Origin of the sequence: Brevundimonas sp. (genome assembly GCF_036677305.1) — a bacterium.
In the GTDB taxonomy this organism is placed as follows: domain Bacteria; phylum Pseudomonadota; class Alphaproteobacteria; order Caulobacterales; family Caulobacteraceae; genus Brevundimonas.
On record NZ_JAKFEB010000120.1, the window covers coordinates 26,223 to 41,653 of the forward strand.

General features: G+C 68.9%; 18 protein-coding genes. 9 read left to right on the top strand and 9 right to left on the bottom strand.

Features of this window, described 5'->3' with window-relative positions; translation table 11 throughout:
- Positions 1–6 precede the first annotated feature (6 nt).
- Positions 7–318 carry a hypothetical protein gene (locus V6M42_RS07095; RefSeq protein WP_056619635.1) on the top strand — a complete coding sequence of 104 codons (312 nt, stop codon included), beginning with the start codon at positions 7–9 and terminating at the stop codon, positions 316–318.
- On the opposite strand, the gene V6M42_RS07100 is transcribed toward V6M42_RS07095, so the two are convergent.
- Positions 315–968 (bottom strand): DUF4126 domain-containing protein, encoded by a 654-nt coding sequence (locus V6M42_RS07100; protein ID WP_332658570.1) that lies wholly within the window; start codon positions 966–968, stop codon positions 315–317. The genes V6M42_RS07095 and V6M42_RS07100 overlap by 4 nt on opposite strands.
- Positions 969–1,032: 64 nt before the next feature.
- Here V6M42_RS07100 and V6M42_RS07105 point away from each other — a divergent pair, with 64 nt between their 5' ends.
- Positions 1,033–2,016, top strand: coding sequence for an SDR family oxidoreductase (locus V6M42_RS07105; protein WP_332658569.1), 984 nt, complete (start codon positions 1,033–1,035; stop codon positions 2,014–2,016).
- 11 nt (positions 2,017–2,027) lie between these two features.
- On the opposite strand, the gene V6M42_RS07110 is transcribed toward V6M42_RS07105, so the two are convergent.
- The 6 genes from V6M42_RS07110 to V6M42_RS07135 all read right to left on the bottom strand — a co-directional run bounded on the left by V6M42_RS07110 (position 2,028) and on the right by V6M42_RS07135 (position 4,941).
- Entirely contained in the window at positions 2,028–2,315 is a 288-nt protein-coding gene (locus V6M42_RS07110) for a GNAT family N-acetyltransferase (protein ID WP_332658568.1), read from the bottom strand.
- Positions 2,316–2,433: 118 nt separating this feature from the next.
- On the bottom strand, positions 2,434–2,853 hold the full coding sequence (locus V6M42_RS07115; RefSeq protein WP_332658567.1) for a hypothetical protein: 420 nt from the start codon (positions 2,851–2,853) through the stop codon (positions 2,434–2,436).
- Positions 2,854–2,868: 15 nt separating this feature from the next.
- Positions 2,869–3,579, bottom strand: a complete 711-nt coding sequence (locus V6M42_RS07120; protein ID WP_332677992.1) for a hypothetical protein — start codon at positions 3,577–3,579, stop codon at positions 2,869–2,871.
- Positions 3,580–3,659: 80 nt separating this feature from the next.
- Complete coding sequence (gene folB / locus V6M42_RS07125) at positions 3,660–4,052, bottom strand: dihydroneopterin aldolase (protein ID WP_332658565.1); 393 nt, start codon at positions 4,050–4,052, stop codon at positions 3,660–3,662.
- A 3-nt stretch (positions 4,053–4,055) separates the two neighbouring features.
- Positions 4,056–4,817 carry an SDR family oxidoreductase gene (locus tag V6M42_RS07130; protein ID WP_332677994.1) on the bottom strand — a complete coding sequence of 254 codons (762 nt, stop codon included), beginning with the start codon at positions 4,815–4,817 and terminating at the stop codon, positions 4,056–4,058.
- Complete coding sequence (locus tag V6M42_RS07135; protein ID WP_332658563.1) at positions 4,810–4,941, bottom strand: hypothetical protein; 132 nt, start codon at positions 4,939–4,941, stop codon at positions 4,810–4,812. Before V6M42_RS07135 ends, V6M42_RS07130 begins: the two co-directional genes overlap by 8 nt.
- A gap of 94 nt (positions 4,942–5,035) precedes the next feature.
- On the opposite strand from V6M42_RS07135, the gene V6M42_RS07140 reads away from it, so the two are divergent.
- The 7 genes from V6M42_RS07140 (at position 5,036) to pgsA (ending at position 12,794) form a co-directional block, all read left to right on the top strand.
- Entirely contained in the window at positions 5,036–5,461 is a 426-nt protein-coding gene (locus V6M42_RS07140; RefSeq protein ID WP_332677995.1) for a DMT family transporter, read from the top strand.
- 16 nt (positions 5,462–5,477) lie between these two features.
- Entirely contained in the window at positions 5,478–7,358 is a 1,881-nt protein-coding gene (gene uvrC, locus V6M42_RS07145; RefSeq protein WP_332677996.1) for an excinuclease ABC subunit UvrC, read from the top strand.
- A 67-nt stretch (positions 7,359–7,425) separates the two neighbouring features.
- A complete protein-coding gene (locus V6M42_RS07150; RefSeq protein ID WP_332677997.1) occupies positions 7,426–10,488 on the top strand; it encodes a DUF3857 domain-containing protein in 3,063 nt (1,020 codons plus the stop codon).
- 97 nt (positions 10,489–10,585) lie between these two features.
- A complete protein-coding gene (locus tag V6M42_RS07155) occupies positions 10,586–10,888 on the top strand; it encodes a hypothetical protein (protein ID WP_332658559.1) in 303 nt (100 codons plus the stop codon).
- Positions 10,882–11,403: a peptidase S1 gene (locus tag V6M42_RS07160; protein ID WP_332677999.1), complete on the top strand. Its 522-nt coding sequence runs from the start codon at positions 10,882–10,884 to the stop codon at positions 11,401–11,403. Before V6M42_RS07155 ends, V6M42_RS07160 begins: the two co-directional genes overlap by 7 nt.
- A 62-nt stretch (positions 11,404–11,465) precedes the next feature.
- On the top strand, positions 11,466–12,086 hold the full coding sequence (locus V6M42_RS07165; protein WP_332678001.1) for a carbonic anhydrase: 621 nt from the start codon (positions 11,466–11,468) through the stop codon (positions 12,084–12,086).
- Positions 12,087–12,158: 72 nt separating this feature from the next.
- Positions 12,159–12,794 carry a CDP-diacylglycerol--glycerol-3-phosphate 3-phosphatidyltransferase gene (gene pgsA / locus V6M42_RS07170; RefSeq protein WP_332658556.1) on the top strand — a complete coding sequence of 212 codons (636 nt, stop codon included), beginning with the start codon at positions 12,159–12,161 and terminating at the stop codon, positions 12,792–12,794.
- A gap of 80 nt (positions 12,795–12,874) precedes the next feature.
- On the opposite strand, the gene V6M42_RS07175 is transcribed toward pgsA, so the two are convergent.
- Positions 12,875–14,953: a S46 family peptidase gene (locus tag V6M42_RS07175; RefSeq protein ID WP_332678002.1), complete on the bottom strand. Its 2,079-nt coding sequence runs from the start codon at positions 14,951–14,953 to the stop codon at positions 12,875–12,877.
- Between the two features lie 199 nt (positions 14,954–15,152).
- Positions 15,153–15,431 (bottom strand): S46 family peptidase (locus V6M42_RS07180; protein WP_332678004.1); only part of this gene is annotated, 279 nt, incomplete at its 5' end.

The window sequence follows — 15,431 nt, forward strand, 5'->3', positions numbered from 1 at the left end:
CCATCCATGACCCAGACGCCGAACGCCAAGCCCGACCTTCGCCTCGTCGCCGCCGAGTCGGAAATCTACGATCTCATGCGGGCGCCCGAAACGACCTCGGACCGCGTCAAACGTCTGCAGATGGAAGCCCGCGCCCTGGCCGTCGAACAGGTCGAGGCGCTGGAGAAGGTGCTGATGCAGGCCTCCGCCATGGCCGAGGAAATCGCCCAGGGCGGCGACGCCTATCCCGTCGGGGCCCGCGAACTGGCCGGCCGTCTGGCCGCCGATCTGCCGGCCAAGTCCCAGACGCTGAAAGCCATCGTCAGCCGCACGCTCTAGGCCGGCCGGGGCTCGTTGCGGTCGCGGATACGCCGCGCCAGCCGGAACACCAGCACCGCGAAGACCACCATCACGATCGGGATCAGGATCGGCGCCAGGAAGGCGACCATCACGGTCACGAACGCGAGGAAGTCCTCGATCACCGATACGACGGGATTGCCGAAGCCCGCCGTGGTCGCGGTCGATCCGACCCGCACGCCCGTCTGCGCCGCGTTGAACGCCAGCGCCGCCGGCGCGCCGACGATGATGCCGGCGATGGCCGCCGCCGCCGGGTCCACGCCCCAGAAGACGCTGCCCGCCGCCACCGCCCCCGCCACGGGTCGGGTGACATAGCCGATCGCGTTCAGGGCATGGTCGATGGCCGGCACCTTGTCGCCCGCGAACTCCGCCGCCGTGGCCGTGCCAAGCGCCGCGATGGCGGGCCAGGACACCAGCCAGTCCATCTGGTCGATCAGCCGCACGCCGAACATCTCGAACCGCGCCGCCAGCGCCAGCATCAGCAGCGGCAGGAAGGTCCGGAGCCCTGTGGCCGACGCCAGACCCAGCCCGAGCAGGGCGGGCAGCACCCAGGTCTGCAGCGGCCCCGCGGCGGCGCTGACGGAAGACAGGTCGAGGTCGGGCATGTCGGGCGGCTCCGTTTTGTCGAACATGACAATGCGCGGGAACGCCTCGCCGCTCCATCGGCTTTTCTATTGAACCGCTGAAGGAGCTCCCGTGGCCGCCAGGACCAAATCCCGCGCGAAGAAGATCGCCGATCAGGAGCGCAAGATTCAGAAGGGGATCGACGCCAGGGCGGGCAAGGCGAAGAAGAAGCCGGAAAAGGCCGTTCAGGCCGGCGCGCGCAAATATCCCGAGCCGCCCTTCCCGAAGCAGCACCAGACGAAACCGGGCGACGAAGCCGCCCTCGACCCCGCCCCCATGTATGACGCGCCGTTCTGGAAGGGGTCGGGCAAGCTGGACGGCATGGCCGCCATCATCACCGGCGGCGACAGCGGCATCGGTCGCGCCGTCGCCGTCCTGTTCGCCCGCGAGGGCTGCGACGTCGCCATCTGCCACCTCGACGAGGAGAAGGACGCCAACGACACCCGCGCCGCCGTCGAGGCCGAGGGCCGCAGGGCCATCGTGCTCCAGGGGGACGTCGCCGATCCCGCCTTCTCCGCGTCCGCCGTCAAGGCGACGCTGAAAGCCTTCGGCCGCCTCGACGTCGTCGTCCCCAACGCCGCCTTCCAGGAACATGTGGAGGCGCTGGCGGACCTGACCCTCGAACATTTCGACCGCACGCTGAAGACCAATCTCTACGGCTATTTCAACCTCGTGAAGGCCGCGGTTCCGCACCTGAAACGCGGCGCGTCCATCGTCATGACGGGCTCGGTCACCGGCATCATGGGCAATGAGAACCTGCTCGACTATTCGATGACCAAGGGCGGCATCCACGCCTTCGCCCGCTCGCTGGGCACGCACCTCGCGCAGAAGGGAATCCGCGTGAACGTCGTCGCGCCCGGACCCGTCTGGACGCCGCTGAACCCCGCCGACCAGCAGGCGGACAAGGTCTCGAAATTCGGCTCGAAGACGGTGATGAAACGCCCGGCCCAGCCGGAGGAGATCGCGCCCGCCTTCGTCTTCCTCGCCTCGCCGCAGATGTCGAGCTACATCACCGGCGAGGTTCTGCCGATCATCGGGGGATACGGCGGCGGCTAGGCCGCCTCGGCTCAGGCGACGACGTCGTCGAACTCGCGGTGGCGCTTCAGCCAGGCGACGGCGTAGCTGCAGCGCGGGCTCAGCTTCAGCTCTTCGGCCCGCGCATGCTCGGCCAGCGCCTGCATGAACCGGCCCGCCGCGCCCGAACCGCGCAGCGCGGGGTCCGCCTCGACGTGCAGGATGATCCGCGTCGATCCCTGGGTCGCATAGTCGGCGAAGACGGTCCGCAGCTGGCCCTCGGAATCGGTGAAGCCCTGCTCGAACCTCTGTTCGTCTCGAACGTCGCGGAACTCCGTCATCTCGATACTCTCGTGTCTGCCAGCGGACAGAGGGCCAACACGGCGACCGCGGGGGCGTTCCCGGACGAACGGGGAAATCCGGCTTTTCACCCGGCGCGTGGCCGCAGCGCCTCGCCTGTCAGGGCGCCTTGTCGCCGACCAGATGGATCAGGCCGATGATGCTCTTGATCGTGAACCAGACGGTCAGGAAGAACAGCGCCAGGCCCAGAAGCAGCGCCAGCGGCACCAGCACGATCCCGGTCACCGGCGCGGCGAAGAAGCTGACGCCGCAGATGATGATCCCGATCCACAGCAGGATCGTCCACCAGAAGACCGACCAGAACAGGGCGATCTGGGCCTCGATATGGTCTCTCGCCACGCCCGTGGCGCCGCTGCGTCCGGCGTAGGCGACGATCAGGCCGACGATGACCAGCAGGTTCGCGCTGGGCAGGGACAGGATGTACAGGCCCCAGGCGATCAGCGCCGCGGGCCGGCCTTCGGACTCATGGCCGGGGCGCGGTTCGATCGCCTTGCCTTCGACGGGCTTCGCATCAGCCATCGGTTCGTCTCTCCGTCAGATCCACCAGCCGCGCGGATCGGCGATCGCGTGACCGGACTTGAGGGCCCAGACGCCTGAGGCGCCGCGAAGCACCAGCCACAGCGCCAGAAGGAACAGGATCGGCACGCCCAGGGCGAACGGCGCGGCCAGCAGGATGATGCCCGCCACGGCCGCCACGGCTGCGGTCCACAGGGTCCGCTGCTGATAGATGAAATGCGATCGCGACAGCGCGTCCTCGGGTCCCGAACGGCCCGTCACCGCCAGCAGGCCGATCACGGCGGACACCCCCATCGTCGGCACGGCGAACAGGATCAGGGCGTAGACGGCGTACAGCCCCATGCCTCCGCCCGGCAGATCGGCGCCCGGATCGCGGCGACGGCGTTGCATGGGCGTCTCCGGCGTGTGCTGGAAGATTGAGGGAGTCGCGACCGGCGCGGGTTGCGGGGCGACGACCTCATGCTCCGGTTCCGGCTGAACCTCCGCGGACGTCCACACCGTGCGCGTCGCGAACAGGTCGGGCGCCGGTTCGGGCGCGGGCTCCGGTTCGGCCGGAATCTCCGGCGGGGCCTCGGGCTGAATCTCCGGCTCGACCGACGGCGTGGGCTCGGGGACCTCGACCGGTTCCGCCCCGGGCTCGCGCGTGCGGCCCTGCAGCGACGCCGGCGAGGCGAAGCCGATCAGGTCGTCATGGTCGTCTGCATTCGAGGGATCGCCCGGTTCGGCCATCAACGGGTCCTTGTCATCTTGCCCAAGTAATGACGGCCCCTCGCGCCCCGCGCAACCGCCCCCGCGCGCCGCCATGGCGTTCAGCGCGAGAGCACGACCTCGCAGCCCGGCGCGGCCGCGCCTTCCAGCGCCCCCGGCTTCTCGATGCGCACGGCGCAGCGCCGCACATGCGGGTCGGCCAGACAGGCCGTCGCCAGCCGCTGGGCGAAGGTTTCGACCAGGCCGACATGCCCTTCGGCGACGATGGCGCGCGCCGCCGCGGCGACGGTCTCATAGTTGACCGTGTCGGCCAGCCGTTCGACCGGCGCGGGCGCCAGTTCCAGCGTCACGTCGATGACCAGCCGCTGCAGCCGTCCCAGCTCATGGTCGTGGATGCCGATCCCGGCCTCGAGCGTCAGCCCGCGCACGAAGACCGTCAGCCCCTCCAGACGGGGGGCGTCGGCGCCGGTAAAGGGCAGGGGGGTCACGCTCACGGCCTACTCCACGATGTCCGGGGTCCGCCAGGCCAGATGCTGGCCCCCGTCGACGGCGATCATCTGGCCCGTCACCAGGTCCGCGTCCACCAGCCAGCGAACGGCCGAGGCCACCGCCTCGGGACTGCCGGCGCGTTGCAGGGGCACGGCGCGCGCCTCGGCCTCGAAATCGGCCGCGCTCTGATGCACGGACGGCAGGGTCGGACCCGGCCCGACGCCGTTGACCCGGATGCGCGGCGCCAGCGCCTGCGCCAGCGTCCGCGTCGCCCACCACAGGCCGTTGCGGGACAGGGCGTAGGAGATGAAGCGCGGATCGGGCTTCAGCACCCGCTGGTCCAGCAGGTTGACGATCGCCGATCCGTCCGGCGCCTGGCCCGCGAAGGTCTCGGCCAGCACGATCGGCGCGCGCAGATTGGTCTCGATATGGGCGTCCCAGGTGTCGCGGCCCAGCGATCCGACGCGGTCGTCCTCGAACACCGAGGCGTTGTTGACCAGCACGGCCAGCGGTCCGCCGATGGCCTGCGCGGCGTCGGGGACCAGGGTCCGCACCTGCGCCTCGACAGCCAGATCGGCCTTTACGGTCACGGCCTTGCGGCCCAGGGCGCGCGCCTCGTCGGCCACGGCCTCGGCCGCGCCCGGCGATGAGCGATAGTGGATGACGACGTCGAAGCCGGCGCGCGCCAGCTCAAGGACGATCGCGCGCCCGATCCGCTTGCCGCCGCCGGTGACCAGCGCGGCGCCGGAACGGGCCGGACGGTCAGTCAACCCGGCCGAACTCGATGAAGTTGATGGCGGCCAGAACGGCGACGAAGCCGAGGATGATGTAGAGGGCCAGCATGAAACGCTCCTTGGTTGACGCCGCAATAAAGCCCCGCGCCCCGCTGTTCAAGGACGGCCGGTCGCGGATCGTCGCACGGGACGGAAATCTTCTCCGTCCGGGACCGGGGTGATACAGCCGACGGATGAACCCCGCCCTTCTTTCCATGATCGCCGTCGTCCTCGCGGGCGGCGCCACCGCTCTCCAGGCTCCGACGAACGCCAAACTGATGGGCGCCATGGGCTCGCCGGTGAACGCCGCCTTCGTCTCCTTCGCCGTCGGCACGGCGGCGCTGGGGATCGTCGCCATGATCCTGCAGACAAAGCCGGACGTGGAGGCGGCGCGGGGCCTGCCCTGGTACGCCTGGGTGGGCGGCCTGTACGGCGCGATCTTCGTGGTCTCGGCGGCCTGGGGCGTGCCGCGGCTCGGCGTCGCCATGACCATCACCCTGATGGTGGCCGGCCAGCTGCTGGTCGGCCTGATCCTCGACCATTTCGGCGCCTTCGGCATGCCGCAGCAGCCGATCAGCCCCGGCCGCGCCGCCGGCGTGGTCCTGGTGTTCGTCGGCGTCCTTATGGTCCGCCGCTTCTAGGCCTATATCGGTCCCGATGACCGAGGAGACCCTCCCGACCGATTCGCCGCCGACCGCCCTGGTCGCCGCCGACCTGATCCGCGACGAGGCGCGGCGGGCGCCGGACAAGCCGGGCGTCTACCGGATGTATGGCGAGGACGGGACCTGCCTCTATGTCGGCAAGGCGCGGTCCATCAAGAAGCGCATCCTCCAGTACGCCCAGGGCCGTTTCCACACCCAGCGCATCGGCCTGATGGTGTCCCTCACCCGGTCGATGGAGCTGGTCATCACCGCCTCCGAGACCGAGGCCCTGTTGCTGGAATCCAGCTACATCAAACAGCTGAAGCCGCGCTTCAACGTGGTGCTGCGCGACGACAAGTCCTTCGCCGAGCTGATGATCCGCAAGGACCACCGCGCCCCGCAGGTCCGCAAGCATCGCGGCGCGCACACAACCCCCGGCGACTATTTCGGCCCCTTCGCCTCGACCTGGGCCGTGAACCGGACCCTGAACACCCTGCAGAAGGCCTTCCTGCTGCGGTCCTGCTCGGACAGCGTCTACGAAACCCGCACCCGCCCCTGCATGCTGCACCAGATCAAGCGCTGCTCGGCGCCCTGCACCGGCCTTATCTCGCTCGAGGACTACGGCGTTCTGGTCGACGAGGCCTCGGCCTTTCTGAAGGGCAAGTCGCGGGCGGTCATCGGTCGGCTGTCCGACGAGATGAGCGCCGCCGCCGAGGCGATGGACTACGAACAGGCCGCCCGCGTCCGCGACCGCATCCGCGCCCTGTCCGCCATCTCGATGGAGAATTCCGTCAGCGCCGACAGCGTGGCCGAGGCCGACGTCTTCGCCCTGTTCTCCGAGGGCGGCCAGGCCTGCGTCCAGGTCTTCTTCTATCGCGGCGGCCAGAACTGGGGCGGCCGGGCCTATTTCCCGCGCGTCGACCGGACCGACACCGACCCCGAAATCCTCGCCGCCTTCCTTGGCCAGTTCTACGAGGACAAGCCGATCCCGCGTCTGGTCCTGTCCAACGTCCGCCCGCACGAGCTGGAGCTGCTGGAAGAGGCCTTCTCCATGAAGGCCGAACGCAAGGTCGAGATCGCCAACCCCCGGCGCGGGGAAAAGCTCGGCCTCGTCGACCACGCCCTGACCAACGCCCGCGAGGCGCTGGGCCGCAAGATGGCCGAGGGATCGGCCCAGGGCAAAATCCTCGACGAGGTCTGCGAGGCCTTCGGCCTGGACAGCCGGCCCGAGCGGATCGAGATCTACGACAACGCCCACATCCAGGGGACCAACGCCGTCGGCGGCATGGTCGTGGCCGGGCCCGAGGGCTTCCAGAAGTCCCAGTACCGCAAGTTCAACATCCGCGGCGAGGACCTGACCCCCGGCGACGACTACGGCATGATGCGCGAGGTCATGCGCCGCCGCTTCTCGCGTCTGGTGAAGGACGAGGACGCGGGCGAGGAGGTGGTCCGTCCCGACCTGCTGCTGATCGACGGCGGCGCGGGCCAGCTGGCCGAGGTGCTGGCCGTGCTGGCCGATCTGGGCCTGGACGACATCACCGCCGTCGGCGTGGCCAAGGGTCCCGACCGTGACGCGGGGCTGGAGCGGTTCTTCATGCCGGGCAAGCCGCCCTTCATGCTGCCGCTGAAGTCGCCGGCGCTCTACTACATCCAGCGCCTACGCGACGAGGCGCACCGCTTCGCCAACGGCGCCCACCGCACGCGCCGTTCGATGGACATCAAGAAGAACCCGCTCGACGAGATCGAGGGCGTCGGCCCCGGCCGCAAGAAGGCCCTGCTCCACGCCTTCGGCTCCGCCAAGGGCGTCGGCCGCGCCTCGGTCGCCGATCTGGTCAAGGTGGAGGGCATCAACCAGCCGATGGCCGAACGCATCCACGCCTTCTTCCGCAAGGCCTGACAGCCCCCGCGAGTCTGGCGATTCCACCCTGCCGTGCTATTCGGGACAGCAGTGGGGGGATGCATCAATGATTAGAAGTCTGTTCGCGGCGGTCGCCGCGTCGTTTGCCATGCTCGTGGACGTGGCGTCCGCCCAGGAAGTCGTGCGCGCGCCGGCGCCGGACTGGGTCGAGCCGGCCCTGACCGATGCGCCTGCTCCGGCCACTGGCGACGCCGCCTTGCGCACCCTGGTGATCGACCATCAGCTTCGTTTCGACGCCGAAGGAACCCACACCTACACCTTCCAGCGCTTTCAGGTGCTGACGCGGCAAGGGCTGGGCAGCGTCGGCACGGTGAATCTGGTGTGGAGTCCGCCGCGGGAGACGGTTCAGGTCCATGCCCTGCACATCGTCCGCGACGGCCAGACGATCGATGTTCTCGCTGGCCAGAGTTTCGAGACGATCCGCCGCGAGAACAATCTTGAAGACGCCATGATGGACGGACAGCTGACGGCGACCCTTCAGCCCCGCGACCTTCGCGTCGGCGACATTCTGGAGTTGGCCTTTACCGTTCACGACACCAACGGCGTACTGGCGCCCCACCTGGAGTCCTTCGACGGATCCGGTTCGGGTCAGACGGTCGATCACTATCGGCTGCGCGCCAGCTGGTCGGACGAGCATCCGATGCGGGTCGTCGCCTCCGCGCCCTGGTCGGACGTCCTTCCGCGCCGGAACGGACGTGACTGGCTGTACGAGATTGACGCCCGCAACCTGACGCCCGAGCGGGTTCCTGATGATCTGCCTGTGCGTTTCAGCCTTTCCCGCACCGTCCAGTTCACTGATTTCGGGTCCTGGGCCGACGCCTCCCGGATGATGGCGCCTCTCTATGAAGCCGGCGCGACGCTGGAGCCGGATTCGCCCCTGCTGGCCGAGATCGAACGCATTCGTGCGGCGAACGACACCGACGCGGCGCGCGCCATGGCCGCCCTGCGGCTGGTCGAGGATCAGGTCCGCTATCTCGCCCTGTCCATGGGCGAGGGCAACTACGTCCCGATGACCGCTGACGAGGTCTGGCGTAGCCGCTATGGCGACTGCAAGGGCAAGACCGTGCTGTTGCTGGCGCTGCTCAAGGGTCTGGGCATCGAGGCCGAAGCGACCCTTGTCAGCACCAATTGGGGCGACGGGCTGGACGCCCAGCTGCCGCTCATGGCCTGGTTTGACCATGTCATTGTCCGCGCGACCGTGGACGGCGCGAACTACTGGATGGACGGCACCGGGATCGGAGACCGCAGTCTGGCGGGTCTTGTTCCGCCGCCGTATTCCTGGGGCCTGCCGGTGCGGCGGGACGGCGCGGGCCTCGAGCCCATCGTTCAGCCGCCGCTGACCGTTCCCACCATCGACGTGGTGGTGAACATCGACGCGACCGCCGGCATCGACGCTGACGCGGGCCTGATACTCGATGTCGCCTATACCGGCGACTATGCGACGTCGATGCGCCGCCAGCTCGGAAACATTCCGCCTGATCAGCTTGAGACCATGCTCAAGGCGCAGTGGGGCGGGCCCCAAACGGGGACCACGATCGACACCGTGGAAACCCTCTACGACGAGCCCGCCAACGTCATTCACCTCATCATGCGCGGCACGACGCGGATGAGCTGGGTCAACGGCCCGGCGGGCCGGCTCATGGCCTTCCCGGAATCCGCCCTTGAGCTGCCGACGATGGCGGAGCGCAAAGGCATCCTGGCGCGCTTCAAGGATCATCCCTATGCGATCAGCCATCCGATGATGAGCCGCTCGGCCTACCGCGTGACCCTTCCTCACAACGGCCGCGGCTTCCAGCTGGAAGGCGGCGACCAGGTGCTGGAAGGCGGCGGCTATCGGGTGGAGCGACGCGGCGCACTGGAGAACGGCGTCGCCGAGTTCACGCTGATCACCACCAGCCTGGTACGCGAGGTCACCGCGGCGGAAATGGCCGCGACGCGAACCCGCGCGGAAAACTCATCCGCTCTGCCGTTGCGCCTGCGGGCGCCCGCCGACTATGCGGCGACCAGCGGCGACGCCGCCCGCCAGCAGCCGGGGGCGAGCGACACCGCCGAACTGATAGAGCGCGCCGAACGCCTGAGCAGCGGCGGCGACCGGGATGGCGCCCTCGCGCTGCTCGATGCGGCCATCGAACGGGAGCCCGACAATCCGGAAGTCGTGCGGGCGCGCGGCGACGTCCGGACCGCGATGCGCGACTTCGACGGCGCGCGGGCTGACTATGACCATGCGGTGGATCTGGACCCGGCTGACAAGGCGGCGGCCCTCGGTCAGGGCATGGCGGCATACGGCCAGGGCAAATACGGCGAAGCGATCGTCAGTTTCTCGGTGGCGCTGCGGCTCGACCCGTCCGACGGCACGGCCCTGTCGGCTCGCGCCGCAACCTATTACCAGCTGGGTCGCTGGGACCGCTCGCTCGCCGACTATCGCGCGTACAAGGTTTTGACGCCTGACAGCGCCTACGCCGCCTATGGCGAGTTGCTGGCCCTGATCCGGCTGAACCGCGTCGACGAGGCCCGCGCCTTGATGACCGCGCGGCTCGAGACCGATCCGACCGACGCCACGGCCCTCGACGGCCTCGTTCGTCTGGAGAGGCAGGCCGGCGCGCCGGGGCAGACTCTACCGGCCCTTGATCGCGCCATCGCGGCGGCCCCGGGCGCGGCCTATCTCTCCAGCCTGCGCGGCCAGGTTCGGGCATCCGTCGGAGACAGCGAGGGCGCGCGCAGCGACTTCGCCGCCATGCGGGACATCGACCCGAACGATCCGGACATGGCCAACTCCGTCTGCTGGGCCCAGGCGACCGCCGGCTTCGACCTGGAACGGGCGCTGGCTGACTGCGACCGGGCTCTCGCGGCCGGCGAGCCCGCCTACATCGACAGCCGCGCCATGGTCCTGCTGCATATGGGACGCTACGCCGAGGCCAGGGCCGACTACGAACGCGCCCTGGCCGGCATGCCCGACCTGGCGGCCTCGATCTATGGACTCGGCATGGCCCGTCTGGCGCTCGGAGACGACGGCGGCCGGGAGGATCTCGTCAGGGCCCGCGGAAAGGATATCGATGTGGCGGATGATTTCGCCGTCTTCGAAGCGCGTCATCCCGAGCTGGTGAGGTGAGACGCTCGCATCGGGTGGGGCCGTCCGCCGTCGCGGGTGGACATCCCCGGAGCATCACATACCCTCGGTCCGGCAATTGAAAACCTGAGGGGGCTTCGTGGCGTACAAGAAATCCGGACTGTTCGTGGCCCTGATGGCTTTGGGGGGCTGCGTAACCCCGGAGGTGGTGCGTTACACCCCCCTCAATGAGGGCGTGATATTCTACGGCGAACGCCTGGAAAACGCCGGCACCTACTATTTCCTCGAGAACACGACGGCCGAGCCGCGATGCGCGTCGTGGATGAATTATGAAGGCCAGACGCCGACCTGGTTCCGGTTGGCCCCGCACGAGAAACGAAATATCGGCCAGGGCGTCGTCGTTCTCCGCGCCGCAAGCACCGCGGATCTGCGGCGATGCTAGGCCGGCGCGGAGCGGCCGGCGCCTTCGGCGGCGCGATCGCCGCCGTTGTCGCCCTCATGACGGTCGCGGGGCCCGCCGCGGCGCAGAATCACAACGCCTATCCCGTCCTGGGCAACATCGATCTCGTGACGGGTTTCACACCGGATCCGCGTGTTTTCCAGGCGCCGGCCGGAGGGGCCATCGATCTCGAAAAGACCCAACTGCCGTCCGACTGCGTCGGCTTCGTATCGAACGAGCCGACCCTGCAGGTGCACTACCAGGCCGGAACCTATCCGCTCATCTTCGCCACCCGCCCCGAGGACGATCTCGACACCGTGCTTCTCGTCCGCACTCCAGACGGCCAATGGCTGTGCAATGACGACAGCGAGGCCGAGGGGGTCGAAGCCGACATCACGATCCTGAGGCCCGCGTCCGGATACTATGACGTCTGGGTCGGCACCTATCTGCCACGCGGCGCCATGGTCCCGCTGATGCTGACCGAAGAGGTTCTCGGATACTACGAATCCGGCTGGTGACCCGGCGGGCGGTTGTTCGCAGCCTCTCCCCCAAGGGCCGGAGATTGCCTATACCGGCGTCCATGACCGACGAATCCCGCGACGCCCTGCTCTCCGGTTACCGCCGCTTTCGCGAAGACCATTGGCCCGAGGCCCGGGCCGAGTATGAGGCGCTCGCCAAGGGGCAGCGACCCCATACCCTCGTCGTCGCCTGTTCGGACAGCCGCGCGGATCCGGCCCTGATTTTCGACGCGGCGCCGGGCCAGCTGTTTGTGGTCCGCAACGTCGCCAATCTGGTCCCGCCCTACGAGCCGGACGGCCACCTGCACGGCGTCTCGGCGGCGCTGGAGTTCGGGGTCAAGGTGCTGAACGTCTCGCGCATCATGGTCATGGGCCACGCCTTTTGCGGCGGGGTGAACGCCATGATCCACGGCGCCCCCGCCGACTGTCAGGACTTCGTGGCCCCTTGGGTGGCGCAGGGCCGGGAAGCCGTCCGTTACGTCTGCGAGACATGCCCTCCCGAGGACCTGATGCAGATGGCCGAGGAGGCGGTGGTCCGGCTGTCGCTGGACAATCTGCGCACCTTCCCCTGGATCGCCGAGCGCGAGGCGGCGGGAACGCTGGCGCTCAGCGGCGTCCATTTCGGCATCGCCGACGGCATCCTGCGCTCCCTGCGCGGGGCCCGGTTCGAGGTGCTGGACTAGGTCGGCGGGACCAGACGCCTCGCTTCATGCAGCGAAGCGTGGCAGATCGCGTTGAGGTATCGGAGCGCCCTTATGACACCCACACCCCACGCCAATCCCATTCCGAACATCCTGACCGGCCTGCGCCTGATCGCGGGGGTCATCATGTTCCTGATCCTGGCGGGCGCCGCGCCGCAGGGCATTCCCTTCCTGTCCGAGTATCTGAGCCCCGACGACCAGTTCCGCTTCGGCCGCACCGCCTTCGTCATCTTCGTGGTCGCCGCCTCGACCGACTGGGTCGACGGCTATCTGGCGCGGCGCTGGCACGCCACGACCCGCTGGGGCGCCATCCTCGATCCCATCGCCGACAAGATTCTGGTCACGGGAGCCGTCCTCGGCGTCCTGGCCTGGGGCGCCCTGCCGCAGATCGCCATCCCCTGCGGCCTGATCCTGTTCCGCGAGTTCGCCGTCTCGGCCCTGCGCGAAACCGTGGCCGGCAAGGTCAAGCTGCCGGTCACCCTGCTGGCCAAGTGGAAGACCGTGCTGCAGATGATCGCGCTCGGCGCCCTGCAGATCGCCCTGCTGTGGGACGGCTTCGGCCTGCCGCTGGAATGGCAGCCGCATTTCCAGACCTTCGCCTACATCCTGATCTGGATCGCCGCCCTCGTCACCCTGTGGACCGGCTGGCAGTATTTCTCGAAGGCCCAGCAGAAGATGAGCCAGATCTAGGATCAGATGTGAGGGATGAGGGATGAGGGATTATGTTTCCGAGCCGGAGCTTCATCCCTCGTCCCTCGTCCCTCATCCCTTCACCGAACCCCCAGTTCCCGCACCAGCCCGTCCATCCCGTACACATCCCGCAGCGCCGTCGTCACAGCGCCGGTGGTCACGATCACCGAGCGGTTGACGTTGCGGTCATAGCCATAGGCGTTGCGCTGGGTCAGGACGGTGGAGTCGAAATTGGCTCCAACGATCTCGCCCGCCGCCGTCACCACGGGCGAGCCCGACGAGCCGCCGATGGTGTCCGAGGACACCGCCATGTTCAGCACCGTGTCCCCGTCGATCCGGTCCTTCGCGGCCAGCAGCTTCGGCGCCACGTCGAACGGCGCCGCGCCCGTCGCCCGGTCCCACAGGCCGTCGAAGGTGGTGAACGGCCCGAACCGCTGGCCCGGAACATCCGTGCCCTCGATCTTGCCGTAGGTCAGGCGCAGCGTGCCCGTCGCATCGGGATAGACGGCGTCGCCATAGGCGGCGAAGCGGGCGGCGGCCAGCCGTTCCGAGGCGCGGTCCGTCGGCGCCTGGACCCGGTTCTCCCAGTCCGACCGGGCGGCTCGGGTCTCGTCCTGGATCGACAGCAGATACTGGATCATCGGGTCGTCCGAGGCCTCGACGGCGGCCAGGCCGCCCTCCCACAGCGCCCGGCGCACGGCCGGGTCGGCCAGTTTGGTGCCGCTGACCAGACGGGCCGAAAGCGCTTCCGGCGACTCATTGCCCAGCAGGCCGCGGACGGCCGGATTGTCGACGGTCAGCCACTCGCGGGTCTTGGACAGCCACCATTCCATGCGGACCTGGTCCAGCGACGGATAGACGGGCCGCTCGGCGAACAGGCCCGACTGAACCCCGGCCAGCCGGCTGTCGGCGAACTCGGGCAGGCGCTCGGCCGAGGGCTTCTCCCGCTCCTGCGCGCCGCGCACGATGGTCCGCGCCCAGTTGAACAGCTGCGACCCGCCGGCGACCGGGGTCGTGCCCGCGCCCGTCCCGCCTTCCAGCAGGGCCACGGTCGCATAGGTCTCGCGCATGATCGGCTGCACCGCCGCCAGCTCGGCCCAGGGATCGGCGCCGTTCGTGTCGGTCCGCGCCGCGTAGCGCTGGCGGAAGTCGGCCTCATTGGCCGCCCGCGTCGCCATGAAGCCCGGATCGACCAGGGCCCGCATCCGGCCCAGGCCGCGCTTGTAGGTGTTCTCGAGGCCGACAATCGGATCCATGGCGATGAAGGCGTTCTCCTCGCTCTCCTCCGAGAACCGGATCAGCCGTCCGCGCAGTTCCGAGGCGATCAGCTGGTCCATCGGCAGGACCACGTCGCGGATCGTGAACAGCTGGTCCTGCGTCAGCAGGCGCTGGGTCGCGCCGGGGCTGCCCGACACGAAGACGGGCGTGCCCTCGACCGGCTTGTCGGCCTTCCAGGTGAAATGGGTCGGCGTCGCCGCCGGGGCGCCGTTCTCGTACAGCCGGATGAAGGCGGCATCGATGGCGAAGCGGGGGAAGCTGAAATTGTCGAGGTCGCCGCCGAAGGTCGCGGCCCGGTCCTCGGGGGCCCACGCCAGCCGGACGTCCGAATATTTCTTGTAAGTGTAGAGCTTGAACTGCCCGCCCCGGTACAGGCTCACGACCTGACAGCGCCTGTCCGTCGCGGCGCCGCAGGCCTCCTGCTCGATCCGGCCCGCCTCGGCGTCGCGGGCGCGGGTGAAGGCCTGGCCCTCAAGCCCTGCGCCGGCCGCGTGCATCCGTTCGGTGACGTCGGAGATGTCCGTCAGGATCTCGGCCGTGCCGCCGGGGCATTTCAGCTCCTCCTCGCGGGTGCGGGGGGTGAAGCCGGTCTCTGCGTAGTTCACGGCCTGCGTTGACAGATTGGCCACGCAGGTGGCGACGCAGTGATTGTTGGTCATCACCAGCCCCTCGCCCGAGACGATGCCCGCCGAGCAGCCGCCGAACTTGACCGAGCTCAGCCGCACCCGGTCCAGGAAGGCCTGGTCGATGTTCGTGCCCAGCGTCGCATTGGCGCGGGCGATGGGGAAGTTGTCGAAGGTCCACATGCCTTCCTCCGCACGGGCGGCGCCGGCGGCGAGGGTCAGAAGGGCGGCGGCGAGGGCGGGGGTGAAGTGACGCATGATGATCTCCGAACGGCGCGGTCGCGCCACCTTACCCTTCTCCCCTCGGGGGAGAAGGTGTCATGCGCAGCATGACGGATGAGGGGGTTGTCGGACGAAGGGCCCCGGTCCGGCGACGCGCGCGCGGAAGGAGCCCCCTCATCCGACCGCCTCCGGCGGCCACCTTCTCCCCCGAAGGGGAGAAGGGACCTGATGGGTCTTACCGGACGCCCAGTTCTTCCAGCAGACGCGGCTGCGGATAGATGTTCCGCAGCGCCTCGGTGATGGCCGCCGTCGACACGGACACCGTGCGGTTCAGCTCGCCGTCATAACCGAATGATCCGCCCAGCGAGTGGATGTTGCCGTCGAAGGCCGCGCCGATCACCTCGCCGTCGGCGTTGATCACGGGCGAGCCCGAGTTGCCGCCGATGATGTCGTTGGTCGAGGTGAAGTCGAAGACCGTGTCCTTGTTGACCCGGCTTTCGTTGTCGATGAACGC